The 24,566-nt window shown below is 72.2% G+C and carries 22 protein-coding genes; 10 read left to right on the top strand and 12 right to left on the bottom strand.

Annotation, left to right across the window (positions count from 1 at the left end; translation table 11 throughout):
* Nucleotides 1-603: 603 nt before the first annotated feature.
* Complete coding sequence (locus ACV7NM_RS06525; RefSeq protein ID WP_463409377.1) at nucleotides 604-1,197, bottom strand: RNA polymerase sigma factor; 594 nt, start codon at nucleotides 1,195-1,197, stop codon at nucleotides 604-606.
* 569 nt (nucleotides 1,198-1,766) lie between these two features.
* Between ACV7NM_RS06525 and metG the strand changes: the two genes are divergently transcribed.
* The 3 genes from metG to ACV7NM_RS06510 all read left to right on the top strand — a co-directional run bounded on the left by metG (nucleotide 1,767) and on the right by ACV7NM_RS06510 (nucleotide 5,326).
* Nucleotides 1,767-3,482 carry a methionine--tRNA ligase gene (gene metG / locus ACV7NM_RS06520; RefSeq protein WP_463409376.1) on the top strand — a complete coding sequence of 572 codons (1,716 nt, stop codon included), beginning with the start codon at nucleotides 1,767-1,769 and terminating at the stop codon, nucleotides 3,480-3,482.
* A gap of 507 nt (nucleotides 3,483-3,989) precedes the next feature.
* Nucleotides 3,990-4,511 carry a hypothetical protein gene (locus ACV7NM_RS06515; protein WP_463409375.1) on the top strand — a complete coding sequence of 174 codons (522 nt, stop codon included), beginning with the start codon at nucleotides 3,990-3,992 and terminating at the stop codon, nucleotides 4,509-4,511.
* A 38-nt stretch (nucleotides 4,512-4,549) separates the two neighbouring features.
* Nucleotides 4,550-5,326 (top strand): bestrophin-like domain, encoded by a 777-nt coding sequence (locus tag ACV7NM_RS06510; RefSeq protein WP_463409374.1) that lies wholly within the window; start codon nucleotides 4,550-4,552, stop codon nucleotides 5,324-5,326.
* On the opposite strand, the gene ACV7NM_RS06505 is transcribed toward ACV7NM_RS06510, so the two are convergent.
* The 3 genes from ACV7NM_RS06505 to ACV7NM_RS06495 form a co-directional block, all read right to left on the bottom strand.
* Nucleotides 5,323-6,525 (bottom strand): MAB_1171c family putative transporter, encoded by a 1,203-nt coding sequence (locus ACV7NM_RS06505; protein WP_463409373.1) that lies wholly within the window; start codon nucleotides 6,523-6,525, stop codon nucleotides 5,323-5,325. The two genes, ACV7NM_RS06510 and ACV7NM_RS06505, sit on opposite strands and share 4 nt — an antisense overlap.
* Nucleotides 6,522-7,079 (bottom strand): toxin-antitoxin system, toxin component, encoded by a 558-nt coding sequence (locus ACV7NM_RS06500; protein ID WP_463409372.1) that lies wholly within the window; start codon nucleotides 7,077-7,079, stop codon nucleotides 6,522-6,524. The genes ACV7NM_RS06505 and ACV7NM_RS06500 overlap by 4 nt, the downstream gene beginning before the upstream one ends.
* Nucleotides 7,080-7,144: 65 nt before the next feature.
* Nucleotides 7,145-7,813, bottom strand: a complete 669-nt coding sequence (locus ACV7NM_RS06495) for a helix-turn-helix domain-containing protein (RefSeq protein WP_190185069.1) — start codon at nucleotides 7,811-7,813, stop codon at nucleotides 7,145-7,147.
* A gap of 219 nt (nucleotides 7,814-8,032) precedes the next feature.
* On the opposite strand from ACV7NM_RS06495, the gene ACV7NM_RS06490 reads away from it, so the two are divergent.
* From ACV7NM_RS06490 to ACV7NM_RS06480, 3 genes are all read left to right on the top strand, one after another.
* The gene (locus ACV7NM_RS06490) at nucleotides 8,033-9,022 is read left to right on the top strand and encodes a helix-turn-helix domain-containing protein (protein WP_463409371.1); all 990 of its coding nucleotides are present in this window, start codon (nucleotides 8,033-8,035) and stop codon (nucleotides 9,020-9,022) included.
* Nucleotides 9,023-9,332: 310 nt separating this feature from the next.
* A complete protein-coding gene (locus ACV7NM_RS06485) occupies nucleotides 9,333-10,682 on the top strand; it encodes a 6-phospho-beta-glucosidase (RefSeq protein WP_463409370.1) in 1,350 nt (449 codons plus the stop codon).
* An 81-nt stretch (nucleotides 10,683-10,763) separates the two neighbouring features.
* Nucleotides 10,764-12,857 carry an MDR family MFS transporter gene (locus ACV7NM_RS06480; RefSeq protein WP_463409369.1) on the top strand — a complete coding sequence of 698 codons (2,094 nt, stop codon included), beginning with the start codon at nucleotides 10,764-10,766 and terminating at the stop codon, nucleotides 12,855-12,857.
* Between the two features lie 82 nt (nucleotides 12,858-12,939).
* Here ACV7NM_RS06480 and ACV7NM_RS06475 read toward each other — a convergent pair whose 3' ends face one another.
* Both ACV7NM_RS06475 and ACV7NM_RS06470 read right to left on the bottom strand, forming a co-directional pair.
* The gene (locus tag ACV7NM_RS06475; RefSeq protein ID WP_463409368.1) at nucleotides 12,940-13,452 is read right to left on the bottom strand and encodes a nucleotide triphosphate diphosphatase NUDT15; all 513 of its coding nucleotides are present in this window, start codon (nucleotides 13,450-13,452) and stop codon (nucleotides 12,940-12,942) included.
* Complete coding sequence (locus tag ACV7NM_RS06470; protein WP_463409367.1) at nucleotides 13,449-14,111, bottom strand: helix-turn-helix domain-containing protein; 663 nt, start codon at nucleotides 14,109-14,111, stop codon at nucleotides 13,449-13,451. The genes ACV7NM_RS06475 and ACV7NM_RS06470 overlap by 4 nt, the downstream gene beginning before the upstream one ends.
* Nucleotides 14,112-14,598: 487 nt before the next feature.
* Between ACV7NM_RS06470 and ACV7NM_RS06465 the strand changes: the two genes are divergently transcribed.
* Nucleotides 14,599-15,978 carry an NAD(P)/FAD-dependent oxidoreductase gene (locus ACV7NM_RS06465; RefSeq protein WP_463409366.1) on the top strand — a complete coding sequence of 460 codons (1,380 nt, stop codon included), beginning with the start codon at nucleotides 14,599-14,601 and terminating at the stop codon, nucleotides 15,976-15,978.
* Nucleotides 15,979-16,054: 76 nt separating this feature from the next.
* Here the strand turns inward: ACV7NM_RS06465 and ACV7NM_RS06460 are convergent, their stop codons facing one another.
* Nucleotides 16,055-17,125: an ATP-dependent DNA ligase gene (locus tag ACV7NM_RS06460; protein WP_463409365.1), complete on the bottom strand. Its 1,071-nt coding sequence runs from the start codon at nucleotides 17,123-17,125 to the stop codon at nucleotides 16,055-16,057.
* Between the two features lie 102 nt (nucleotides 17,126-17,227).
* Here ACV7NM_RS06460 and ligD point away from each other — a divergent pair, with 102 nt between their 5' ends.
* Nucleotides 17,228-18,250 carry a non-homologous end-joining DNA ligase gene (gene ligD, locus ACV7NM_RS06455; RefSeq protein WP_463409364.1) on the top strand — a complete coding sequence of 341 codons (1,023 nt, stop codon included), beginning with the start codon at nucleotides 17,228-17,230 and terminating at the stop codon, nucleotides 18,248-18,250.
* 191 nt (nucleotides 18,251-18,441) lie between these two features.
* Complete coding sequence (locus tag ACV7NM_RS06450; RefSeq protein WP_401528600.1) at nucleotides 18,442-18,690, top strand: WhiB family transcriptional regulator; 249 nt, start codon at nucleotides 18,442-18,444, stop codon at nucleotides 18,688-18,690.
* Between the two features lie 139 nt (nucleotides 18,691-18,829).
* On the opposite strand, the gene ACV7NM_RS06445 is transcribed toward ACV7NM_RS06450, so the two are convergent.
* From ACV7NM_RS06445 to ACV7NM_RS06430, 4 genes are all read right to left on the bottom strand, one after another.
* The gene (locus tag ACV7NM_RS06445) at nucleotides 18,830-19,804 is read right to left on the bottom strand and encodes an acyl-ACP desaturase (RefSeq protein WP_463409363.1); all 975 of its coding nucleotides are present in this window, start codon (nucleotides 19,802-19,804) and stop codon (nucleotides 18,830-18,832) included.
* A 284-nt stretch (nucleotides 19,805-20,088) separates the two neighbouring features.
* A complete protein-coding gene (locus tag ACV7NM_RS06440; RefSeq protein ID WP_463409362.1) occupies nucleotides 20,089-21,741 on the bottom strand; it encodes an ABC-F family ATP-binding cassette domain-containing protein in 1,653 nt (550 codons plus the stop codon).
* A 226-nt stretch (nucleotides 21,742-21,967) separates the two neighbouring features.
* Nucleotides 21,968-22,384 (bottom strand): spore wall synthesis regulator SsgD, encoded by a 417-nt coding sequence (ssgD, locus tag ACV7NM_RS06435; protein ID WP_463409361.1) that lies wholly within the window; start codon nucleotides 22,382-22,384, stop codon nucleotides 21,968-21,970.
* A 176-nt stretch (nucleotides 22,385-22,560) separates the two neighbouring features.
* Entirely contained in the window at nucleotides 22,561-23,001 is a 441-nt protein-coding gene (locus ACV7NM_RS06430) for a (4Fe-4S)-binding protein (RefSeq protein ID WP_463409360.1), read from the bottom strand.
* A gap of 74 nt (nucleotides 23,002-23,075) precedes the next feature.
* Here ACV7NM_RS06430 and ACV7NM_RS06425 point away from each other — a divergent pair, with 74 nt between their 5' ends.
* Complete coding sequence (locus tag ACV7NM_RS06425; RefSeq protein WP_463409359.1) at nucleotides 23,076-24,170, top strand: WD40/YVTN/BNR-like repeat-containing protein; 1,095 nt, start codon at nucleotides 23,076-23,078, stop codon at nucleotides 24,168-24,170.
* Nucleotides 24,171-24,261: 91 nt separating this feature from the next.
* On the opposite strand, the gene ACV7NM_RS06420 is transcribed toward ACV7NM_RS06425, so the two are convergent.
* The gene (locus ACV7NM_RS06420; protein WP_463409358.1) at nucleotides 24,262-24,564 is read right to left on the bottom strand and encodes a YciI family protein; all 303 of its coding nucleotides are present in this window, start codon (nucleotides 24,562-24,564) and stop codon (nucleotides 24,262-24,264) included.
* Nucleotides 24,565-24,566 lie beyond the last annotated feature (2 nt).

Genomic DNA, 24,566 nt, shown 5'->3' with positions numbered 1-24,566 from the left:
CGATTTGGCCGACGTAGCGCAGGACGGCCGCCTGGGCGCACAGCCGTACCTCCCGCAGGTCGCGGCGGCCGCCCGGTCGGAACCCGCGGCGGCCGAGTTCGACCGCCCAGACCCGGGCGTCGTGGTGTTCGCCGCGCCGCGAGTGGTCGAGGAAGAGGCAGTAGGCGGCCGGCGCGGTCCGCGCCCGGCCGGAGCCGGCCGCGTACTGCCACCAGAAGCGGGCGCCTTCCCGCATCCCGGCCAGGTGCAGCAGACAGCCGAAGACCACGGCTCCGACGAGGTCGGTGTGGCCGCGGTCGGTGAAGGAGCGCAGCCGCGCCTCGGCCTTCGGTTCGCACACGACGGCGAGGCACACGGCCTTGAGGTCGCGCCGGGCCCGTTCGGCGTCGAGCGGCACGTCGCGCGCCGGGTCGCTCCAGCCGTAGCCGGAACGACGCCGGGTCCGGCCGTGTGCGTGACCCAGACCGGTGCGCGGGATGCGCAGCAGCCGGGCCTCCGCCGCCCCGAGGTCGTAGTGCGGGTAGCGGTCGCGCACGCTCGCCCGGTTCAGGAACTCGGCCAGGGAGCGCGGGGTGCCGTCGCAGTCACGGCCCTCTCGCGGCCTCATGATTCGGCGGACGCGTCGAGCAGGCGGGCGAGGCGACGGTGGGCCTGTCCGAGCTGCGAACGGACCGTGGCCTCGTCGACGCCCATCACGGCGGCGGCCTCACCGGCACTGCACTGGAGCCCGTAGCGCAACAGCACCGTGTCCCGCTGCCGCTCGGCGAGCCGGGAGACGGCCGAGTAGAAGCGGATGGTGTCGGTCAGCACCGCGTACTGGTCGGTGTGGACCTCCTTGAGGGCCGCCTCGAAGGCGCTGATGTCCATCGGTTGGGGGCAGGGCGTACGGCGGTGCTGGCGGTCGACGATCCGTTGCTTGAGGACGGTCCAGGCGTAGGCGTCGAGGCGGTCCATGTGAAGCATCCGGAGCCACTCGTTCATGATCGAGTCGAAGGTGGCGTCCACCGCGTCCTCGGCGGCCGCGTCGGAGCCGAGCTGAAGATACGCGAAACGCATGTACGCGGGCCGCCGATTGGTGTGGAAGGCCCAATAGGACAGTCGTGCGGGCGGGTCCCACTGGGTCATGGGAGTCGGCTGCCGTCGCCGGCTCGGCAGCCCCACGGCACCGCCGGACTCCTCCGGTCCGCCATCGCTCACCGCTCCACCTCGTCCCCTGAATCCGCCGGATGCCCTTGAACCCTCGTCGCCGAGCCGTGCCCTCGTGCGTCGTGCCCTCGTGCGTCGTGCTCTCGCGCTTTCGCACGCCGGGTGCGCTGCGCGGCTCTCGCCTGCCCGGCGTTCTCGCCCTCAGCCTGTCAGCGCGGGCGCATTCGAAGGGCGCAGAGAGGAAACCTGGAAGCAAAGCGTTCGGTGACGATCGACTCGTGATCTCCTTCGATCGGGTGATGGCTCAACCGGCGCGTACGCATATGCCCCCAGGCAGGCGCTCCCACCCGGCGATACGGGGGCGGGACCACGCGACGGGCCCGGCCCTCCCGGTCTCGTCCACGCTCCGGTCACGGTCGGGGGCCTCGCCCCCGCGCCTGTAACATGACCCCAGCGCGAGGGCCGTGACGGAGAGGTCACTGCCCTCGCTTTTGCGTATGTCCACCCGCGGAAAACGCGGCGCCGGGCCTTTCGACGGTTCGATACGATGAACAGCATCACAATCCGTCACGGCCCTTTGTCGCCGCACGTACCGCACATATGAAATGGAGCATCCGAGGATGGCTCGACACCTGATCACCAGCGCGCTTCCCTACATCAACGGGATCAAGCACCTGGGCAACATGGTCGGGTCGATGCTTCCGGCGGATGTGTACTCCCGGTACCTCCGCCGGCGCGGCCACGACGTCCTCTACATCTGCGCCACCGACGAGCACGGCACCCCCGCCGAACTCGCCGCCAAGGCGGCCGGCCTGTCCGTCGCCGAATTCTGCGCGAAGGCGCACGAGGCCCAGAAGGCGGTCTACGACGGCTTCGAGCTGTCCTTCGACTACTTCGGTCGCAGTTCCTCGAAGCAGAACGCCGAGATCACCCAGCACTTCGCGCGCCGCCTCCAGGAGAACGGCTTCATCGAGGAGCGCGCGATCCGCCAGGTGTACTCGCCGGTCGACGGGCGCTTCCTGCCGGACCGCTACGTCGAGGGCACCTGCCCGCACTGCGGTTACGACAAGGCCCGCGGCGACCAGTGCGAGAACTGCACCCGCGTCCTGGACCCCACCGACCTGATCGAGCCGCGTTCGGCGATCTCCGGTTCCACGGACCTGGAGGTCCGCGAGACCAAGCACCTCTTCCTCCTCCAGTCCAAGCTCCAGCACGAGGTCGAGGCCTGGGTCGCGGAGCACGAGGAGGAGTGGCCGCAGCTGGCCTCCTCCATCGCCCGCAAGTGGCTGACCGAGGGCCTGCACGACCGCGCGATCACCCGCGACCTCGACTGGGGCGTCCCCGTCCCGGCCGACACCTGGCCCGAGCTGGCCGCCGAGGGCAAGGTCTTCTACGTCTGGTTCGACGCCCCGATCGAGTACATCGCCGCCACCAAGGAGTGGGCGGACGCCGAGCCGGCCGACCGCGACTACAAGTCCTGGTGGTACGAGGCCGAGGACGTGCGCTACACCCAGTTCATGGCCAAGGACAACGTCCCGTTCCACACGGTGATGTTCCCCGCCACCGAGCTCGGAACCCGCGAGCCGTGGAAGAAGGTCGACTACGTCAAGGCCTTCAACTGGCTGACGTACTACGGCGGCAAGTTCTCCACCTCGCAAAAGCGCGGCGTCTTCACCGACCACGCGCTGGAGATCCTCCCGGCCGACTACTGGCGCTACTTCCTCATCGCGAACGCCCCCGAGTCCGACGACTCGTCGTTCACGTGGGAGCACTTCACCACCACGGTCAACAAGGACCTCGGCGGCACCCTCGGCAACTTCGTCAACCGGGTACTGACCTTCTCCCGCAAGAAGTTCGGCGACGAGGTCCCGGCCGGCAGCCCCGCGGGCGAGCCGGAGGCCAGGCTCGGTGCCCAGATCGCCGAGCTGCTGGCCGAGTACGAAGGCCACATGGAGGCGCTCCAGTACCGCAAGGCCGCCGCGGCGCTGCGCGCCCTGTGGTCCGCCGGCAACGCCTACCTCGACGAGAAGGCCCCCTGGCTGGAGGTCAAGACCGACCTGGAGGGCGCCGCGCTCACCCTGCGCACCGCCATGAACCTGATCCACCTGTACTCGGTGGTCTCCGAGCCGATCATCCCGGCCTCGGCGCGCACCATGCGCTCCGCGTTCGCGCTCGCCGACGACACGGCGACCTGGGTGACCCCCGAGCAGGCCGTCTCCCTGGACGCGGTCCCGGCGGGTACGCCGTTCACGGTGCCGCCGGTGCTCTTCGCGAAGATCACCGAGGAGGACCTGGAGTCCTACCGCGAGCGCTTCGGCGGCTCCCCGGAGGCCTGAGGCCCGCCGAACAAGCCGGGCGAGGGGCGCGACCCACGGGGTCGTGCCCCTTCGCCGTTGCCCTTCGCCGTTTCCCTCCAATGTGCGGGCCATCGCACCGGACACCGTGATGTTGATCCCCGGCAATCCCGTCGACGGCCTTCCCGAGGCGCCGGCCGGCACGGCGGCACCTGGCGGTCCTGGCCCACTTGCGCGGCTCGGCCCCCGCCTGACGGCCGCGCTTCACCGCACGGCGGCAGCGGGACTGCGCCGATCCCGGCGGGCGCCGGCCACCACCAGCCCACGGCGCCCGCCGGCGTCCACCGACCGCGCCCACACGGCCAGCAGCACGGGCAGCACCAGATGGTCCCTGCCCCCCGCCTCGTCCCGAGGTCGCTCTCAGGACGGCCGCCCGTGGACCGGGCGCGGTGATCCGGCCGTTCCGTGCGTGTCGAAGCCGCGCCGTGATCGTTTCTTCAGCAGTAACCCTCGTATCTGCCGCCGGATCGGATCGGGAGGACCAGTCGCGTGGTGACCGCTTGGCAGTACGTCGCCGGGGCCGGGCTGGTGGGCGCGCTGTGCCCGCTGCACGGTCATGTGGCGGTCGCCGAGGACGGCGCGGGCCACGGCGCCCGGATCGACATCTGCGTACCCGCGGGGCATCCGCGGCCGCCGTCCGTGCGGCTCCCGGCGGAGCCCTCCCCGCGGGTGACCGCGCCCGATGACCGGCGGCCGACCGTGCGCCACCCCGGGCACGCCCCGGGCCTCCCGGGCCGGCCGGGGACGCCGGGGGAGGGGGCGCAGCCGCCGCCGGTCGGGGCGGTTGCCGCGACGGAGGCGGAGGCGGCGCCGGCCAAGGCTTCCGCTCCGCCCCCGCCCAGGGCCGCCGCCGCGCCCGTGACCGCCTTCCACGTGCCGACGTACCACTCGTCGGCCCTTGAGCGCAGGGGCCCGCACGGCATGTCCACCATGATGCTGATGGTCGTCGTCACGACCCCGGCCGTGCTCGCCGCCGCCGCGCTGCGCCCCCGCTCCAAGAGCGCCCGGTAGCCCTTCCACTCCTTCGACCCTCGAACGGGAGAACCCTCGTGTCCGAATGGCTGGTCCTGGCCATCGCCATGGCGCTCGTCTGCGCCCTCGTCCTCGCCTGCACCATGCTCCGGCACCGCCGGGTCGCGGAGGACGAGGACACCAGCGAAACCCCCGACGTCATCGAGTACATGACGATGATGGTCGGCGTGGTCTACGCGATCGTGCTCGGCCTGGCCATCGCCGGCGTCTGGGAGGCCCGCGGCTCCGCCGAGGACAGCGTGCGGCGCGAGGCCCAGTCGCTGTACGAGGTCACCCAGCGCGCCGACGTCTACCCGACGCCGGTGCGCGACCGCATCCGCGGGGAGGTGGACGCCTACGTCTCCCACACCGTCAACGTGGACTGGCCGCGGCTGACCTCCGGCCAGGCCGCCTCCACGGAGGGCGCGAACCTGCTCGGCAAGCTGCGCACCGACATCACTCACCAGAGCCCGGCCACCGAACTCCAGGCGCAGGCCTACCAGCCGCTCCTCGACCACATCGCGGCCGCCGACGACGCCAGACACTCGCGGATGCAGAGCGACGAGTCGACGCTGCCGGGGGTGGTGTGGTTCGGGCTGCTGGTGGGCGGGCTGGTCACCGTCGGGCTGATCTTCACCCTCCAGATCCGGCGCTCGGGCCGCGAGTTGCTGCTGGCGGGGCTGTTCAGTGCGCTGATCGTGTTCCTGCTGTTCATGGTGTGGAGCTTCGACGCTCCCTACGGCCGGGACGGAACGGACTCGGCGGGGCCGTTCGAGGACCTCTTCCCGAAGGTCACGATCGCCGCGGCGCGCTAGGCGCGTCCGAAGCTGCCCGACGGGGCGGCGGCCTGTCGTCGTGCCACCGCCACCAGGGGCGAGTGGCGCAGGGCGTGGGAGATCCGCACGAGGTCGCGCGGCCCGTCGGCGGTGACGTGCACCCGCTCGGCCCCGTCGCCGCCGTCCGCGCCGCGGGTCCCCTCCGGGTCGCCGGCGCTCGTGCGCACCGCCGCCGCGACCATCGCGGCGTCGGCCACGGCGCGGGCTGTGGCCTCGTCGGAGCCGTCCGCGCGGGCCCGCTCGTAGGCGAGGTCCCGGCAGCGGGTGTCGAAGCAGGGGCCCAGACGCAGGAAGCCGTCGTGGATGTCCGACTCCCGCTGGATCACCCTGATCTCGGCCGGGGACCACCAGGACATCCGGACCGATGGGGTGCCGGGGGGCGCGGTGCTCTGCATCTCGTGCCACAGGGCGCCCAGGCGCCGGTACGTCTGCCAGGTGCGCCAGTTGTCGGAGAGACGCTGGCACAGCAGCGGCAGCACGAAGCCGATGGCGCTGACGAGCGCCCCCATGGAGGCCAGCGGCGGGGCGACGAGGGTGCTCAGGTCGTCCAGGTCGTGGCCGGTCCAGCGGGCGACGACGGCCGACATCTTCGCGGCGTCGTAGGCGAGGCTGAACGAATAGCCGCCGACGATGATGAACAGGCCGGCGCGCAGCCAGCCGCGGACCTGTAGGGCCCAGCGCCAGCACATGGCCGTCATGGTGATGGCGGCGACGTTGTGGGCCAGCAGGTAGGCGGCGATCATCAGCCGGATGTAGGGGGTGTTGGCGTAATAGGTGTCGAAGTCGCGCAGTCGCTCCACGGGGGCGGAACCGAGCGCGTACACGACGATGATCGTGCCTATGACCACGGAGTAGCCGGAGATCCAGCGGCGGGAGGTGCGTCGGATCTCCTCGGGCTCGCCGCCGCGCCAGTTGAAGATCAGCACCAGGCAGGCGGCGCTGAACGCGGTCATCAGGCAGTACACCAGAGGGGCGGAGATGTTGGAGACACCGGTCCAGCGGTTGACGGCCGCGATCGTCGGCGGGGCGGCGAAGGTGAACACCGCTCCGGCCAGGGTCAGCAGGGCGCAGACGGAACGCAGCAGCGGATCGCGCCAGTCGGCCCGCAGGGCCGGCACCTTGAAGGCGAGGGAGATGGCCATGGCCACGGCGGGGATGTAGTAGTCCTGTCCGTTCAAAGCTCGTTCCTGTGCCCCCGGTACCCGAGGGAGGTTTCGATCCTGCCCGCGAGTTGGTCGCGCTGGGCGGGGGCGCGGTGGCCGCCGGAACCGGCCAGCCAGTTGCGGCACCGGCTGCCGAGCAGCAGCCCGAAGGTCTCCGCCTCCGTCTCCTCCCGGACGTCGGCGCGGGTGCGCGCGGCGACGCGGCGGACGGTCTCGCCGATGTCGGCCTCGCCGGCCAGCAGCCGCGCGGCGACGGCGGCGCCGTCGACGTGGTGGCTGCAGTGGCCTGCCTTCATGTGCCACAGTTCGTGACCCAGGATCACCAGTTGGTGGTCGGGCGCCGTGCGTTCCTCGATGACGATCAGATCGCGGTCCGTGATGTCGAGCCACAGTCCGCTGGCCGTTCCAGGGGGGAACGCGGCCATCCGGAACTCCACCGGTCGGCCCCGTTGTCTGCTCATGCCCTCGCAGAGGGCGGCGTAGAGGTCCACAGGCTCCACGGGCGCGGGCAGCTTGATGCCGGCCACCAGCTCCCCGCAGAACCGCCGCTGCTCTCTGCCTATGCTCACCGTTCTCCCCGTCGGCGCGGATCCGGATCAGGACTCAAGGATCAGATCCAGACTTTTCGACTGGGTCATGATTCGTTCGGTTTGACGCTTTCGAGCAGCATGTCCAGCCATTCGGTCACCTTGTCCCGGTGCTTGTCGCTGGGCAGTTGGGCGGCGCGCCAGGCGATGCCCCGCACGCCGTGGTTCTGGAGGAGTCTCGCCAGCGGATCGCCGGCTGACGCGGCCTCGGCGGGTACGGTTTCGCGCTCGCGTCCGGCGAAGTCCTGGAGCAACTGCTGCTCGGTGCGCTGGAGGGCGTCGGTGAGGGCGTCGGCGTCGTGGGCGGTGAGGAAGCCGGCGTGTACCCCGAAGAAGCGCTGGATGGCGTCACAGTGCTCCATCGTGGGCCTGCGGTCGCCGTTGATCAGGGCGCCCGCCTGCTGTCGGGACATCCCGGCGCCGTCCGCGATCTCCTGCTGGGTGTAGCGGCGGCCGTTGGGTTTCACACGGGTCCGCCGGAGCAGGTCCAGGCGCTGGAGGAAGCGGGTCTGTAGATCGGGTTCGCCGGCACGCCGACCGTCGAGCAGGGTTTTGATCACGTCCGTCGGGACACCAGAGGCCTCGGAGAGGCGGCGGAGGTCGAATACCTGGTTCAGGTCGCGGCCCATCTTGCCCGCGAGTTCGGCGACCCGCGTGACGGTGGCCGCCAGAGACGCGTTGGCCACCGCGACGGGAGCCGGGAAGCCGTCTGTCACCAGTGGTTCTCCTAGATCGCGCGGGGTCAATTCGGGCACGGGGTCGGCCCCAGGGAATCTATCCGGTCTCCCCCCGGAGGGCCAGAACTTGCCACAGCTGTGGCGCGAATGAGCTGTCGTCAGGCCGGAATTGCCACAATAGTTGACACTCGAATGAAGTCGGTAGCAGGATCGCCACACGGAAATGAAGATCCAGACCGTGAGGAGGGGGAGCTCTCGGTGCCACATCTCGCAGCGGTGGGCCCGTCCGATGGCCTCGCCCGAGCCGGCGAGGAACGCCTGACGGGCGACGAGTCGGCCCGTGGCGCAGTGCGGTCGGAGCGACGCAAGGAGCTTTTGCGCCAGCGCCGCGAGGAACTGGGCCTGAGCCAGGAAGATCTCGCCGCACGGTTGCGCATCAGTGTGCGGGCGTACGGAAATTGGGAACGCGGCCTGGTGAAGGAATGGACGGACCGCAAACTGCTCGCCCTGGCCGAGGCCTTGGAGATGAGCGAGCGGCAGTGCTTCTGGCTGTTCCGCGTCATGGTCGACCGGGACCCGCCGCCCACCTGGCGGGCAGCCGAGGAGAACCGCCTGCCCGAAGACCCCGCCCAACGCGACTACCTGTGCGACTACGCGGCCCTCATGGAGGCCGTCCCCTACCCGAGCTTCCTGGTGGACCACCGCTGGGACGTTGCCCTGACCAACTCGGCCTTCGACAAGCTCTTCCAGTCGGTGCGCCCGCATCCCACCGCCCTGCCGGACGACAACTTCCTGCGCTTCGTGCTGTTCCACCCGGACGCCGCCGCGGTGCTGGAGGACCACGAACCGGCCTGGTGCGTCCCGCTGCTGGCCCGGTTCGCCACCGCGCTGGCCGGTGCCCCGGACGACGAGGGGCTGCGGAGCATCCGCCAGGAGGTGGCCCGCGATCCCTTCATGGAGGCCGCGTACCGCTACGGCGTCCCGCACTGGCTCAGCACCCACGGCGCGGACGCCGCCGAGCAGGACGGGGCCGTACGGACGGTGCGCCACCCGGACCCCGGCTGGGGCCTGGTGCGCTGTCGGATGGTGGCCGAATCCAGCCGGATGCTGGACGCGATGGGGCTCACCCGGATGACCCTCATCCTCTCGGCGCCGCAGGGCCTGCCGGCCGGACCGGTCCGCCCCGGCCAGGGGTACCCGCACCCGCAGGGCGCGCGGCTGCGCGCGGTGCCGTCGCTCGGGGACTGACCGAACGCGAGGGGGGCCGGCCGAGCGCGAGGGGGGCTCCCGGCCCGGGACGCGGGTCGACTCGGGACGCGCCCCGGGCCGGGAGCCCGGCCGGTCTTCGGCGCCGGCGTTCGGTGGGGGCGTTCGGTGGCGGCCTCCGGTGCCGGCCGAATCCCGGTGGATCACCGGCCGGAGCCGCCCCCACGGGCACTGCCGGCGGGGGACACTGGAGGCCTTGATCGTGTGCCGCGCCGCGTCGACCGGCCTGGGCGCCCCAGCCGGGTCGCGCCGCCGCGTCACCGATCGTGGCACTGGCGAAGGGCGGTAGGACGTGCGGCTGACCATCCTCGGCGGGGGCGGATTCCGCGTACCGCTCGTCTACGGCGCACTCCTCGGCGACCGTGCCGAGGGCAGGGTGACGCACGTGACCCTCTACGACGAGGACCCCGCCCGGCTCGCCGCCATGGCCCGCGTCCTCGCCGACCAGGCGGCGGACGTACCGGACGCCCCGGCCGTCACCGCCGCCGACGACCTCGACGAGGCACTGCGCGGGGCCGACTTCGTCTTCTCCGCCATCCGCGTCGGCGGCCTGGAAGGACGCGCCGCCGACGAGCGGATCGCCCTGGCCGAGGGCGTCCTGGGTCAGGAGACGGTGGGCGCGGGCGGGGTCGCGTACGGCCTGCGCACCGTGCCGGTGGTCCGGGAGATCGCCCGCAGGATCGCCCGTACCGCCCCCGACGCCTGGGTCATCAACTTCACCAACCCGGCCGGCCTGGTCACCGAGGCGATGGCCGAGATCCTCGGAAACCGGGTCATCGGCATCTGCGACTCCCCGGTGGGCCTCGGCCGGCGCATCGCGCGCCTGCTGGGCGTCCGGCCCGAGGAGGCGTGGATCGACTACGTCGGCCTCAACCACCTGGGCTGGGTCCGGGGGCTGCGGGTGGCGGGCCGCGACGAACTGCCCCGACTGTTGGCCGACACCAAGGCGCTGGAGTCCTTCGAGGAGGGCCGGCTCTTCGGGGCGCAGTGGCTGCGCTCGCTCGGCGCGATCCCCAACGAGTACCTGCACTACTACTACTTCAACCGCGACACCGTACGCGGCTACCGAGAGGCCGCGCGGACCCGGGGCGCCTTCCTGCGCGACCAACAGCGCGAGTTCTACGTCCGGGCGGGGCGGGAGGGGCAGCCGCCCGGGTCGGCGCTGGCCGCCTGGGACCGGACCCGGGCCGAGCGGGAAGCCACGTACATGGCCGAGAACCGGGAGGCGGCGGGCGTCGGCGAACGCGACGAGAGCGATCTGGAGTCCGGCGGCTACGAGAAGGTCGCCCTCGCCCTGATGCGGGCCATCGCCCGGGACGAGCGGGCCACCTTGATCCTCAACGTGCCCAACGGTTCCACCCTCTCGGTGCTCGACGCGCGGGCGGTCATCGAGGTGCCCTGCCTGGTGGACGCCAACGGCGCCCACCCGGTGGCCGTCGACCCGCTGCCCCTGCACGCGGTGGGTCTGGTGACCTCGGTCAAGGCGGTCGAGCGGGAGGTCCTGGCCGCCGCGGCGAGTGGCTCGCGCGCGGACGCGGTCAAGGCCTTCGCCCTCCACCCCCTCGTGGACTCGGTGACCGTGGCCGGGCGGCTCCTGGACGGGTACGCGGCGCAGCACCCGGGCCTGGCCTACCTGCGCTGATACCCCCGACGCCCCCCTTCGGGAAACCTCCCGCGGAGCCCCTACCGGAGGGCGTCCGTCACTCCTACGGCCCTGCGCCGCATGCGGCGGCACGGGGGCGCTGTGAGAGTGCGAGATGTGACCACAGCCCCCGCCACGGCCGCCGCGCCACCCGTGCTCGACCGGCGGCGGCGCAACGTCGTCTTCGGCACGATCATGCTGGGCGTCCTGCTGGCGGCGCTGGACCAGACCATCGTGGGTACCGCCCTGCCGACGATCGTGGCGGACCTCGGCGGCGCGGCCCACATGTCGTGGGTGGTGACCGCCTATCTGCTGGCGGAGACCGTGGCGACGGTCCTGGTCGGCAAGTTCGGCGATCTCTTCGGGCGCAAACTCGTCTTCCAGGTCTCCACGGTCGTCTTCATCACCGGATCGTTCCTGTGCGGACTGTCCGCCAACATGACGATGCTGATCCTTTGGCGGGGACTCCAGGGCATCGGCGCGGGCGGCCTGATGGTCACCTCCATGGCGCTGATCGCCGATGTGGTGCCGCTGCGCGAACGCGGCAAGTACCAGGGGGCGATCGGCGCCGTGTTCGGCGTCGCCACCGTCATCGGGCCGCTGCTCGGCGGGCTGTTCACCGACCATCTGAGCTGGCGGTGGGCCTTCTACGTCAACGTCCCGATCGCGATCCTGGTGGTGATCGCCGCCGCCTGGACGATCCCCACGGTACGGGCGGCGGGCAGGCCCGTCATCGACTACCCGGGCATCGCGCTGGTCACGGTCGGGGCGAGCGCACTCATCCTCGCCACCAGTTGGGGCGGGAACCAGTACGCCTGGGCCTCGCCCGAGATCGTCGGCCTCTTCGCGGGCGGAGCCGCGGCCCTCGCGCTGTTCTGCGTGGTGGAGACGCGGGCCGCCGAACCGATGCTGCCGATGCGGCTGTTCCGCAACCCGGTCTTCAGCGTGTGCTCAGTGCTCAGCTTCGTCGTGGGGTTCGCGATGCTCGGCTCCATGACCTTCCTGCCTACGTACTTGCAGTACGTGGACGGCGATTCGGCCACGGTCTCCGGCGTACGGACCCTGCCGCTGGTCGTCGGGCTGCTGATCGCCTCCGTCTTCAGCGGCAACTTCACCTCCAAGACCGGCCACTACCGGACCTTCCCCATCGTGGGCTGCGCGGTGATGGGCGCTGGGCTCTACCTGCTGTCCCTGATGGGGCCGGGCACCGGGGCCTGGACGGCATCGCTGTACATGTTCGTCCTCGGCGCCGGCATCGGACTGTGCATGCAGGTCCTGACGATCGCCGTGCAGAACACCGTCGATTACGCCGATCTGGGTACCGCCACATCCGGAGTGACGTTCTTCCGTACGCTCGGCAGCGCCTTCGGCGCCGCGGTCTTCGGCACGATCTACGCGAACACCCTCGCGCCCCACCTCGCGGCGGGCGTCGCGGAGGCGGCACGGGCCACCGGCCGGGACCCCAGGCTGCTGGGTCTGGCAGCGCGGAGCCCGCAAGGGGTGCACGCCCTCGACCCGGCCGCCGCCGGGCCGATCATCGACGCGTACGCGCGGACCCTGCACACGGTCTTCCTGTGGACCGTGCCGGTGGCGGGCCTGGGCTTCGTGGTCGCGCTGTTCCTGAAGCAGGTCCGGCTGCGCGACAGCGTCCGGGCGTCCTCGACGGACATGGGCGAGGGCTTCGCCTCGCCCGTCACCGCCTCGGGGGACTCGGCGAAGCTGCTGGAGCTGGCGGTCGGCAAACTCGTACGGGGCATGGGTCCCGAGACGGCGCGCGCGATCGTGAACGGCTCCGACACCCGGCTGGACATCGCGGGGGCCTGGACGGTGATGCAGGTGGACCTGCTGACGCGGACGGTCGGGCACGCCAGTATCGGGCTGGTCGCGGCCCGCCGGTCGGTGCCGCCCGAGGTGCTGCTGCCGGTCTTCGACCGGATGGTGGAGGAGGGGTACCTGAGCCGGGAGGGCGTCTTCTTCTCGCTCACCCCGGCCGGGGAACGGGAGGCGGGGGCGATCTCCCTGGCATGGGCCGACTGGCTGGGCGACCGGTTGGAGCGGGACGGCGGCCGCCCCCGCAGCGCCGCGCTGCGTGCGGCGGCGGACGCCATCGCCAAACGCCTCCTCGCGGAAGACCTGGCGGAAGGCAACTTCGCCCCCCGCCCTGCCCCGGCCTGAGCCGTCCGACCGACTGTTTCCGGGGACAGGTCTTGACGGGCGTCGCGTGAGGTTGGCTTGGCCGGGGGGCGAGCGGGGTGGCTCAGCCGGCGTCCCGCGGGGCGGCCAGGTAGTCGTGCGAGGGGACGTGGGGGAGGGCGGAGGTGAGGTCGGGGCGCCAGGTGCGCAGGACCGCCGCCGACGGCGCGTAGAGGGCCGGGGGGATGTCGGCCGGGGCGAACCAGGACCAGCGGGCGATCTTGTGCGGCTCGGTGACGGCGGGGTCGCCCTCGGCGGAGCGGGTGACGGCGGCGGCCGTCAGGCGGGTCAGGCCGGAGCGCGCGTCGATCTGGACGCCGAGCACCTCGATGTCCTGCGGGGCCGCCCGCAGTGCCGTTTCCTCTTCGAGTTCCCGCGCCGCGGCCTGCTCGAAACCCTCGCCGGGGTCGACCTTGCCGCCGGGCAGTTCCCAGCGGCCGTCGTGGGCCTGGCCGAGCAGGATCCGGCCGTCGGCGGCGACCACGACGAGGCCGACGCCGACCACCGCGTTGGGCTGCGGGACGGCCCGTTCGGCGGCTTCGGCGCGTTCGGCGGGTTCGGGACGTTCGGTGGTCATGGGCGTCCTTCCGAGGAGGCGGTGGTGGGGCGGGCGCGGACGTGGATGCGCTCGCCCTGGGGGCCGAACAGGCTGAGGAACTCGGCGGGTTGCGGGCCCGCGTTGAAGAACGCGTGCGGCGTGTGCGTGTCGAACTCGGCGGCCTCGCCCGCCGTGAGGACGAGGTCGTGCTCCCCGAGCAGCAGCCGTACCCGGCCCGAGAGCACGTACAGCCACTCGTAGCCCTCGTGGACCCTCGGCTCGGGCACGGGCTGGGTCGGGTCGCGGGGCGGCAGGATCTGCTTGAACGCGTGCACTCCGGCGAACTCGCGGGAGAGCGGTACGTAGGTGCAGCCGTGCCGGACGAAGGGGCGCGGGCGGACGCGGGGATCGCCGGTGTCCGGAGCGCCGACGAGGTCGTCCAGCGCCACCCGGTGGGCCTTGGCCAGCGGGAGCAACAGTTCCAGCGTGGGCCGGCGCTGCCCCGACTCCAGCCGGGACAGCGTGGACAGCGAGATGCCGGTGGCCTCGCTGAGTTGCGCCAGGGTCGTGCCGCGCCGGCGGCGCAGGGCGCGCAGGCGGGGCCCGACGGCGGTGATGACGTCGGCGAGATCGGCGCCGGGTTCCCGCTCGGCGCCGGGCACCTGCTCGTCGGGCCCCTCGTGATCGCGGGTGGGCATGTCTCCATTTGCCGGTTCGGCAACCTCGTTTGTCAAGCGGGCCGGGTCCGGCTTCCGGTCCTGGTGTTTGCCGATGCTGAGGACCGGGTGAGCGGGAGGCGGGCGGCAGGGGCGCGGAGCGATGCCGGCGGCCCCGGTGGTGCCGCCGCGCGTCGACTCCCGCGCCCGGGTGCGGACCGGCCTCGGGCTGCCCGTGACCGTCGCCGAGCGGGACGGGCGCGTCCATCGCCACCCGCCACCCGCCACCCGCCACGGGCCACGGGCCCGGTCGGGGCGGCGGCCCGCGGCGCGACGCGGGCCGCGTGAGGGGACCCCGGATGAGCGCAGCCCCCGGCGCATGGCTCCGACCCTTCGCGAAGGTCCGCGCGAACGCCGACGCGCCGGTTCGTACAGCCGTGCGGGTTTCGGCCAGGGATGGCCCGTGCAGGCTCTTGGCGGTCCGATCGTCATACGGTTCGTCGGTCCGGGGGCGGCTCAGGGGGGCGCAATGGCACACGTACTGGTCATCGGCGGAGGGATTGGCGGGCAGGCGACCGCCCTGCTCGCCGCCCGGCGGGGGCACACCGTCGAGCTCTTCGAACGCGACTCCCGCGTCCCGGGCACCGCCCTCGACCGCGATTTCTTCGGGTGGCGCCGTCCCGCCGTGCCCCAGGCCACCCAGCCGCACGCCCTGCTCGGCGCCGCACGCACCGTACTGCGCGGGGAACTGCCCGACGTCTACGCGGAGATGCTCCGGCTGGGGGCGCGCGAGCGGCACGAGCTCGACTGGTTCGACGAACGGCCGCCCGCCCGCCCGGGCGACGACGACCTCGTCATGATCCAGGCGCGGCGCATCGTGTTGGAGAGCGCCCTGGCCACCGCCCTGCGCGCCGAGCCGGGCGTCGTCGCGCGCTACGGGGAGCCGGTCGAGGGCCTGCGGTTCGAGGGAAGCCGGGTCACGGGTGTGACCTCCCCGACCGGCGCGTACGAGGGGGACCTGGTCGTCGACGCGAGCGGGCGGCGCGGCGCCACCGAACGGTGGTTGGCGGCGGCGGGCTGCCGGCCGCCCCTGGTCGAGCGGCACCGCACGGGGCTGGCCTACTTCTGCCGCTGGTACCGGCTGCCCGAGGGCCGGGAGCTGGGGCCGCGCCGCCCCTGGGCCATCGCCGGCGGCACCTTCGCCGGTTGCGCCGTCTTCCCCGCCGACAACCGGGTCTTCGCCGTCACCCTGTTCGTCCACACCGAGGACACCACCCGCTCGGCGCTGCGGGATCCGGCCGTCTTCGAGGCCGCGGCAAGGGCCTTCCCACCGGGGGAGGCATGGCTACGGCTGGGCGCGGAGCCGCTGTCCGGCGTACTGGCCACCGCGAGCCTCGACAACCGGTGGAGCGCGCTGAGCGACGGGCGGGGGCCGGTCGTGAGCGGGCTGGTACCGGTCGGTGACGCCATCACCCACACCAACCCGACGCTGGGACAGGGCACTTCGCTCACCCTGTGGGCCGCGAGCCGGGTGGCGCGCACGGCGCACCGGGACCCGGGATCGGACGGGTACGCCGCCGGGTACCACGCGTGGGCGGTGCGCACTTTGAAGCCCTGGTTCGACTTCCAGGTGGTCGCGGACGCGGCCATCGGGGAGCGCTTCGCCACCAGGGCGGGACGGACGGGGACGGCGTTGGAGGTGGCCGCGCTGTTCGATTGCGCGCTGGAGGACGCCGAGGTGATGCGCGCCCGAGCGCGGGTCCGCCACCTGATCGAGCCGCCGGAACGCGTGTACGCGGACCCGGAGATCCGTTCACGGGTGGCCCGCTGGCTGGCGCACCGCCCGGACTACGCCCCGAACCCGGTGGGCCCGGACCGGGCGGAGTGGGAGAAGCTCACCTCGGGCTGAGGGAAGCGGCCCCACCGGCCCCGGTCGGCCCCGGTCGGTCTACGGTCAATCACGGCCGGTCCCGGCCGGTCCCCGATCACTGCCCGGGTGTGCCGAGGACTTCGGCCAAGTCGTAGCGGACGACCTCCTCCAGTTGGGCGTACGTGCAGCTTTCCGGCAGGCGGTCGGGGCGCCAGCGGCGGAACTGGGCGGTGTGGCGGAAGCGGTCGCCCTCCATGTGGTCGTAGGCGACCTCGCAGACCCGCTCGGGGCGTAGTGGCACCCAGGAGAGGTCCTTCTTGCCCGTCCAGCGGCTCTGCGCGCCGGGCAGGCGGGCGCTCTCGTGGGCTGCCTCCTCGGCCCAGGCGGCCCAGGGGTGGCCTTGCGGGTCGGGCATCCGCAGCGGGTCGAGTTCGGACACCAGCTCGGCGCGGCGCCTCATGGGGAAGGCGGCGCAGACGCCGACGTGTTGGAGGGTGCCGTGGGCGTCGTGGAGGCCCAGGAGTAGCGATCCGATGATCGGACCGCTCTTGTGGAAACGGAAACCGGCGACGACGACGTCGGCCGTACGCTCGTGCTTGATTTTGAACATCAGGCGGGCATCGGGCCGGTAGGGGAGATCGAGGGGCTTGGCGATCACCCCGTCCAGCCCGGCGCCCTCGAACCGCTCGAACCAGTCGTGCGCGAGTGCGGGGTCGGTGGTGGCGGGCGCGAGGTGAACGGGGGGCCGAGAGGTGGAAAGGGCACGGGTCAGGGCGCTGCGCCGAGCGGCGAGCGGGGTGTCGAGCAGCGACTCGTCACCGAGCGCGAGGAGGTCGAAGGCCACGAAACTGGCCGGGGTCGTCTCGGCGAGCATCTTCACCCGGGAGGCGGCGGGGTGGATCCGCTCGGTGAGGCGGTCGAAGTCGAGCCGGCGGTCGTGGACGATCACGATCTCGCCGTCCACCACGCAGCGGTCGGGAAGGTTCTCCTTGAGGGCCGTCACCAGCTCGGGAAAGTACCGGTTCAGGGGCTTGCCGGTGCGGCTGCCGATCTCGATCTCGGCACCGTCGCGGTGGACGATGGCGCGGAAGCCGTCCCACTTGGCCTCGTACTGCATGCCCGGCGGAATGGCCGTCACGGACTTCGCGAGCATCGGTTTCACAGGGGGCATCACCGGCAGATCCATGCCTTCGATTCTGCTGCGGCCCGGCGGGGGCCGCGCGGTGTGCGGGCCCGGGTGGAGCCGTCCGGTGTGCGGGTGGGCCCGGGGCCGCCTACCGTGGCGGGCATGGGTGCTGCGCGTGATGCGATCGAGCTGGACGCGGGCGGGCGGACGGTTCGGCTGTCCAGCCCGGACAAGGTGTACTTCCCCGAGCGCGGCCTCACCAAGAGGGACGTCGCCGAGTACTACCTGGCGGTCGCCCCGGGCATCGTCCGGGCGCTGCGCGACCGTCCGACGACGCTGGAGCGGTATCCGGAAGGGGTGGAGGGCGAGTCCTTCTTCCAGAAGCGGGCTCCGAAGAACCTGCCCGACTGGATTCCTACCGCGCACATCGCCTTCCCCAGCGGGCGGACGGCCGATGAGATCTGCCCGACCGAGCCGGCCGCCGTCCTGTGGGCCGCCAATCTGGGCTGCCTCACCTTCCACCCCTGGCCGGTGCGCCGCGAGGACACCGACCGGCCGGACGAGCTGCGGATCGACCTGGACCCGCAGCCGGGCACCGACTACCACCACGCGGTCGCCGCCGCCCACGAACTGCGGGCGCTGCTGGACGAGATGGGACTGCGCGGCTGGCCGAAGACCTCGGGCGGGCGCGGGCTGCACGTGTTCGTGCCGATCGCTCCGCGCTGGACGTTCACGGAGGTCCGGCGGTGTGCGATCGCCCTGGGCCGGGAACTGGAGCGGCGGATGCCCGGCAAGGTCACGACGGCCTGGTGGAAGGAGGAGCGCGGCGAGCGGATCTTCGTGGACTACAACCAGACGGCGCGCGACCGGACCATCGCCTCCGCCTACTCCGTCCGGCCCCGTCCCCATGCCCCGGTGTCCGCGCCGCTGCGCTGGGAGGAGGTGGACGACGCGGAGCCGCGGGACTTCGACATCGTGACGATGCCGGGGCGTTTCGCGGAAGTCGGTGACGTGCACGCCGAGATGGACGAGCACGCCTTCACGTTGGACACCGTCCTGGAGCTTGCGGACCGCCAGGAGCACGAGCACGGCCAGGGCGACATGCCGTACCCGCCGGACTACCCGAAGATGCCCGGCGAACCCAAACGCGTCCAACCGAGCCGGGCCAAGCCGGCCGACCACTGAAGACCCCGGGTCGCTGGCCGCGCACCACCCCGGGCCGGCGCTTTTGCACCGCGTCGACGCGCGTACGGGCCTGACCGACCGGGACGTCGCCGTCCTTGAGGAATGGCTGCGCCGTCGGGGTCGTGAGGCACTGTGTTGATGAGGCGTTGATCGGACGTCCATCGGCGACGGTGAGGATCTCCGTCATGTCGATGAACACGAGCGAGCGCACGACGATCACAGCCGCACCCGCCTGGTACGACCTCGCCCTGTGCGCCCAGACCGGCCCCGCCTTCTTCTTCCCGGAGCCCGGCTCCTCGCTGCGCGACGCGAAGCGGCTGTGCGGGGCGTGCGAGGGCAGGGCGGCGTGCCTTGAGTACGCCCTGGCGAACGACGAGCGTTTCGGGGTGTGGGGCGGCCTTTCGGAGTCCGAGCGCCTCGCCCTGCGCCCCCGCGCCTGACCGGGACCGGCAGGGGCGCGAGGGCACGGGGTGGGGCCCGCGGGGCGGGGGACCGCGCCGGGGCCGGGACACGGCTAAGCCCCGGCTGAGCGAGTGGCCCTGCCGGGGCTTGTCGGGCTTGTCCGGGCTTGTCGGGAGGTCAGGCCTGGCGGCGTGCCGCGATGCGTGCCGCGCGGGCGGCCAGCCGCTCGTCGAACTTGCGGGCCTCGGAGTCCAGGCCGCCCATGAAGAGGCCGAGCTCCTCCTGGGCCTTCTGCCCCTCCGGGCCGAGACCGTCGATGTCCATGATCTTCAGGAACCGGATCACCGGGCTCAGTACGTCGTCGTGGTGGATCCGCAGGTTGTACACCCCGCCGATCGCCATCTGCGCGGCCATCCGCTCGAAGCCCGGCATGCCGTGACCGGGCATCCGGAAGTTGACCACGACGTCCCGCACGGCCTGCATCGTCAGGTCGGGGGCCAGCTCGAAGGCGGCGCCCAGCAGGTTGCGGTAGAAGATCATGTGCAGGTTCTCGTCCTGCGCGATACGGGCCAGCATCCGGTCGCAGACCGGGTCACCGGACTGGTGGCCGGTGTTGCGGTGCGAGATGCGGGTCGCGAGCTCCTGGAAGGCCACGTAGGCCACCGAGTGCAGCATCGAGTGCCGGTTGTCGGACTCGAAACCCTCCGACATGTGCTGCATGCGGAACGCTTCCAGCTTGTCCGGGTCCACCGCGCGCGAGGCCAGCAGGTAGTCGCGCATCACGATGCCGTGGCGACCCTCCTCGGCGGTCCAGCGGTGCACCCAGGTGCCCCACGCGCCGTTGCGCCCGAAGAGCGACGCGATCTCGTGGTGGTAGCTGGGCAGGTTGTCCTCGGTCAGCAGGTTGACGACGAGGGCGATCTTGCCGATGTCGGTGACCTTGGACTGCTTCGGGTCCCAGGCCTCGCCGTCCTCGAAGAAGCCGGGGAAGTTCCGGCCGTCGCTCCAGGGGACGTACTCGTGGGGCATCCAGTCCTTGGTGACCTGAAGGTGGCGGTTGAGCTCCTTTTCAACCACCTCTTCCAGCGCGAACAGCAACTTGGCGTCGGTCCACGCCTCGGAGCTGCCGAGGTGGGGGGAGGTGATCGTCACGGGTACTCCAGGGGGGAAAAGCGAATTACCTACGGTTGCGTAGCCTACGGAGTCGTAGGTTAAGCACGGCATCAAGGACCAGCCAAGCCCCACCCATGCCTATGTGTGGTTACGTCCGGTTATCTCCCCAGTTTGAGGGCGTGCGGGAACCCGCCCGCAGGGACAAATCGGAAGCGAAATCAGGCCCGCAGGTGGTCCGCCGACGATGTCTTGACGGCCGGCCCGGGCGGATGCCGCCCGGGCCGGCCGTCAAGCGTGCCGTGCTCAGCGGCGCTCGGCCGCACTCAGCCGTGCCAGAGCGACTCGCGCACCTCCTCGGCCGTCGTCGGGCGAAGGCCCGCCTCCGCATCCAGCAGCAGCCAGCGCGTGATCCCCAGCGACTCCAGGAACGGCACGTCGTGGCTCGCCACCAGCAGCGCTCCCTCGTACGAGTCCAGGGCGCCGGTCAGCTGCCGCACGCTCGCCAGGTCCAGGTTGTTCGTCGGTTCGTCCAACATCAGCAACTGCGGCGCCGGCTCCGCCAGCAGCAGCGCGGCCAGCGCCGCCCGGAACCGCTCGCCGCCCGACAGGGTGCCGGCCGGCCGGTCCGCCCGGGCGCCCCGAAACAGGAAGTGCGCGAGCCGCGCCCGGATCACGTTGTTCGTGGCGTGCGGGGCGAACCGTGCCACGTTCTCCACGACCGAGCGGTCGTCGTCCAGGACGTCGGCGTCCAGCCGCTGCGGCAGGAACCGCGTCGGCACGTGCGTCACCGCCTCACCCGAAGCCGGGGCGAGCAGGCCCGCGATCGTCCGCAGCAGGGAGGTCTTGCCCGAGCCGTTGCGGCCCACCAGGGCGATCCGTTCCGGCCCGCGCAGTTCCCACTCGCCCGCGATCACGGGCCCGTGCGCCGGGCGCAGGTCGTCCAGTGTCAGCACCCGCCGCCCCGGAGGCACCCGGGTCGCGGGCAGTTCGACGCGGATCTCGTCATCGTCGCGCACCGCTTCCACCGCCTGGTCCAGCCGCTCGCGGGCGTCCGCCAGTTTCTCGGTGTGCATGACGCGGTGCTTGCCGGCCGACTCCTGGGCGGCGCGCTTGCGGGCCCCCATCACGATCTTCGGCTCCCGCTTGGAGTCCCACATCTTCTGGCCGTAGCGCTTGCGCCGGGCCAATTTGACCTGGGCGTCGGCGAGTTCGCGCTTCTGCCGCTGTACGTCGGCCTCGGCGACCCGGACCATCCGCTCGGCGGCGTCCTGCTCGGCTGCCAGCGCCTCCTCGTAGTCGGTGAAGTTGCCTCCGTACCAGCGCACTTCGCCGTCCCGCAGGTCGGCGATCTGATCCACCCGCTCCAGCAGCTCCCGGTCGTGACTGACCACCACCAGTACGCCGGACCAGGAGTCGACGGCCGCGTAGAGCCGGCGCCGGGCCCGCAGGTCAAGGTTGTTGGTGGGTTCGTCCAAGAGCAGGACGTCCGGGCGGGCGAGCAGCAGGGCCGCCAGGCGCAGCAGCACGCACTCGCCACCCGACAGCTCGCCGACCGTACGGTCCAGGCCGATCCGGGCGAGGCCGAGCGCGTCGAGGGTGGCCGAGGCACGTTCCTCCACGTCCCAGTCGTCGCCCACCGCGGTGAAGTTCTCCTCGGTGGCCTCGCCCGCCTCGATGGCGTGCAGCGCGGCGCGGGTGGCGTGGATGCCGAGTGCCTCGTCGACGCGCAGTGCGGTGTCGAGGATGAGGTTCTGCGGGAGGTACCCGATCGTTCCGGCGACGGAGATCTGTCCGTCGGACGGGCTCAGTTCACCCGCGATGAGTTTCAACAGGGTGGACTTCCCGCACCCGTTGAGGCCGACGAGACCGGTTCGGCCGGGCCCGACGGTCAGTTGGAAGTCGTCCAGGACGGGGGTTCCGTCAGGCCAGTCGAAGGAGAGGGCGGAGCAGGTGATGAAAGTGGCGGCAAGACTCATGGAGGCCTCCAGGTTGCGTGAAGTGGTGCGAGCAACGTGGGGAGACAACCGACGGGTGATGGAAGGTGACCGTGGTCGGTGTCTCGAACCTCAGACGAGCAATGTCCTGCTCCGTTTCGACGGCTATGGGGCGTCTACGAAGCTACGGGCGGTCGGAGCCGCCCGCAACGGATTAAATGCGCGGGCGGGGTGCGAACGGGGCGCGGGGGCCGGCGGGGGCGCGGCCTCAGCGGGAGCCGCGCAGCAACTCCGCGAGCCCGTGGTCCAGATCGAGGTAGAGGTGCTCCAGCCCGGGTGGCGTGACCGTCGCGGCCCGCTCCAGGAACCGGTGGAGATCGGGGGTCGCCATGAGCACGAGCGCGACGCCCTCCGGCGCGTGGAACTCGATGCTGGTCCGCGCGCCGTCGTACGGACGCACCCGCACGTCACCCGAGCCGGCGGGACGGCGCAACCCGGATTCCAGCAGCTCGCGCGCGAAGGTCCAGGAGACCTCGACGCCCTCCAGCGTCGCGGGCCCGGGGAACGCCATCCGGACGGCGAAGGGCTCCGCGCGGTCGTAGCAGAGGGTGACGGGTACGGTCTCGACCTTCGGCGCGGTGGCGACCAGTCGGGCCTGCACGGCCTGCTCGATGACAGTGATCAAGGCTCGCTCCCTTGCGGCGGATCTCCTGCCGGGCTTGGGGTGGGCCCGGCAACCCGATAGACGCCCGAAAGCGCAAATCCGTGCAGGCGCATTGGAGTGAGCTGTGTCACCGATTGGCTTGATCGCTACCGTCCGATCGCACAGAGTGACCGTAGCGGGTTGCCGTGGCAGGCTGTTCAGCCGCCGCCGCAGGCCCCGGAGTGGTCGCAGTACGGCTGATTACCGCTCACTCCACAGGCGCAAAGCACGGCCCTGGTCTCCCGTCTGACGGTGCCGTCCGGCCGGGTCACGCCCAGTTCGCCGCGCAGGACCAACTGGCCGGCGGGAGACCGTACGACGCTCGTCGGGCGGTCCGGTTCCTCGGCCGGACCTTCGGCGAGCCGGTACTGGAGGGCGCCCGAAGGGCAGCGGCGGACCACCTCCGCCACCCGCTCCGGGTCGGCCCCGTCGGGCCGTACCCAAGGGCGCTGCCCGGAGTCGAAGACCTCGGGAAGTCCGCCGACGCATTCGGCGGCGTGCAGGCAGCGGGCGGTCTCGTACGTGACGGTGATGTGCTCGCCCGCGTAGGGCTTCGGGTCCTGCGCCGTGTGCTGCGGATGCTGATCCTCAAAAGGCATGGCGCCAGCCTAGGAAGCAGGTCGCGCCGACGCACCCTGGACGGGGAATCCGGCGTACGTTAGCTTCCCGCGCCATGAGACTTCTGGGAGTTGGCATGTGCGTGGCGGCGCTGGCGGTGACCCTGTCGGCCGCGCCCGCGCAGGCGGAGACGGGTGGTCCGGGCGACGGCTCGCGCGACCCGCGCGGCGCCGGCTGGGCGCTCAAGGCCACGGGGAAGGACGCGGTGCGCTTGCGCGGGCTCGCCGCGGTCAGCCGCTCCGCCACCTGGGTCGCCGGCTCCAAGGGGACGGTGCTGCGCACCTCCGACGGTGGCCGGAGCTGGCGTGACGTCTCGCCGCCGGGAGCGGTGGCGGAGGGGCTGGAGCTGCGCGACATCGAGGCCTTCGACGAGCGGCGGGCGGTCGCCCTGTCCATCGGCGAGGGCGAGGCCTCGCGGGTCCTGCGGACCGAGGACGGCGGGGCGACTTGGACCGAGAGCTTCCGTAACACCGACCCACGGGCCTTCTACGACTGCCTGACCTTCTTCGACGCCCGCCACGGGCTCGCGCTGAGCGACCCGGTGGACGGCCGGTTCCGGCTCCTCGCCACCGACGACGGCGGGCGGAGCTGGCACGTCCTGCCGGCCGCCGGGATGCCGGAGGTGCTGCCGGGCGAGGCCGGCTTCGCCGCGAGCGGGCAGTGCCTGGTCGCCGCCGGGCCGCGGGACGTCCTGATCGCCACCGGGGGAGGCACGGTCTCCCGGGTGTTGCGCTCCGGGGACCGCGGCCGCACCTGGAGCGCCACCCCCTCGCCCGTCCCGGCGGGGGACCCGGCCAAGGGCGTCTTCGCGCTCGCGTTCCGCGACCGTACGACGGGTCTCGCGGTCGGCGGCGACTACCGCGCCGACCAGGCCTCCCCGCATGCAGGGGCCGTGTCCTCGGACGGGGGCCGCACTTGGCGGGCGTCCACCACACCGCCGCCCGCCTACCGGTCCGGCGCGGCCTGGTACCCGCGCTCGCGCGGCGCGGCGCTGGCCGTGGGCCCCACGGGCTCGGACCTGACGCTGGACGGGGGCCGCACCTGGCGGGCGCTGGACGCCGGCTCGTACGACACCGTGGACTGCGCGCCCGACGGCGGTTGTTGGGCGGCGGGGGAGAAGGGGCGGGTGGGCCGGCTGGAGCGGCGGTGAGGGACGGCCGGCCGTGACGGCCGGCCTTCCCGAGGGGGCGAGCACCGGTCCCGCGGTCGGGCCGCGGGGCCCGGGCCGCCGGGCCGTCCGGTCACGCCTTGGGCAGGTCCTCCCGTACCGCCGCCAGCTCAGCCGACGTCTTCGTGGCGATGAACTCGGTGATCCGGTAGGCGCAGACCCCTGCCACGACGAACGGGTCCTCGGCCGTGATCTCCTCGGCCTCCGAGCGGGAGACGCCGGCGGCCAGGATGACGCCACCCTCACGCGGCACCTTGCGTCCCGAGGCGAGGAAGACCCCGGACGCGTAGTAACGGTCCAGCCACGAGATGTGCGCCTCCATCTGCTCGTCTACGGCTTCGATGGGCGCGGTGTAAGTGAGCTCCAGTACGAACATGA

It is taken from the genome of Streptomyces sp. Tek67B01 (genome assembly GCF_055231995.1).
Note: the sequence above shows the minus strand (reverse complement) of the source record. Positions and strands in the feature narration are given on the sequence as shown.

What these genes read in the sequence shown, in the direction of transcription:
- ACV7NM_RS06475 (WP_463409368.1), bottom strand. Translation starts at nt 13,452, where the DNA reads ATGACCACCGAACGTCCCGAACCCGCCGAACGCGCCGAAGCCGCCGAA.
- ACV7NM_RS06460 (WP_463409365.1), bottom strand. Translation starts at nt 17,125, where the DNA reads ATGGATCTGCCGGTGATGCCCCCTGTGAAACCGATGCTCGCGAAGTCC.
- ACV7NM_RS06470 (WP_463409367.1), bottom strand. Translation starts at nt 14,111, where the DNA reads ATGCCCACCCGCGATCACGAGGGGCCCGACGAGCAGGTGCCCGGCGCC.
- ACV7NM_RS06425 (WP_463409359.1), top strand. Translation starts at nt 23,076, where the DNA reads ATGAGACTTCTGGGAGTTGGCATGTGCGTGGCGGCGCTGGCGGTGACC.
- ACV7NM_RS06440 (WP_463409362.1), bottom strand. Translation starts at nt 21,741, where the DNA reads ATGAGTCTTGCCGCCACTTTCATCACCTGCTCCGCCCTCTCCTTCGAC.
- ACV7NM_RS06480 (WP_463409369.1), top strand. Translation starts at nt 10,764, where the DNA reads ATGCGGCGGCACGGGGGCGCTGTGAGAGTGCGAGATGTGACCACAGCC.
- ACV7NM_RS06450 (WP_401528600.1), top strand. Translation starts at nt 18,442, where the DNA reads ATGAACACGAGCGAGCGCACGACGATCACAGCCGCACCCGCCTGGTAC.
- ACV7NM_RS06430 (WP_463409360.1), bottom strand. Translation starts at nt 23,001, where the DNA reads ATGCCTTTTGAGGATCAGCATCCGCAGCACACGGCGCAGGACCCGAAG.
- ACV7NM_RS06465 (WP_463409366.1), top strand. Translation starts at nt 14,599, where the DNA reads ATGGCACACGTACTGGTCATCGGCGGAGGGATTGGCGGGCAGGCGACC.
- ligD (WP_463409364.1), top strand. Translation starts at nt 17,228, where the DNA reads ATGGGTGCTGCGCGTGATGCGATCGAGCTGGACGCGGGCGGGCGGACG.
- ACV7NM_RS06420 (WP_463409358.1), bottom strand. Translation starts at nt 24,564, where the DNA reads ATGTTCGTACTGGAGCTCACTTACACCGCGCCCATCGAAGCCGTAGAC.
- metG (WP_463409376.1), top strand. Translation starts at nt 1,767, where the DNA reads ATGGCTCGACACCTGATCACCAGCGCGCTTCCCTACATCAACGGGATC.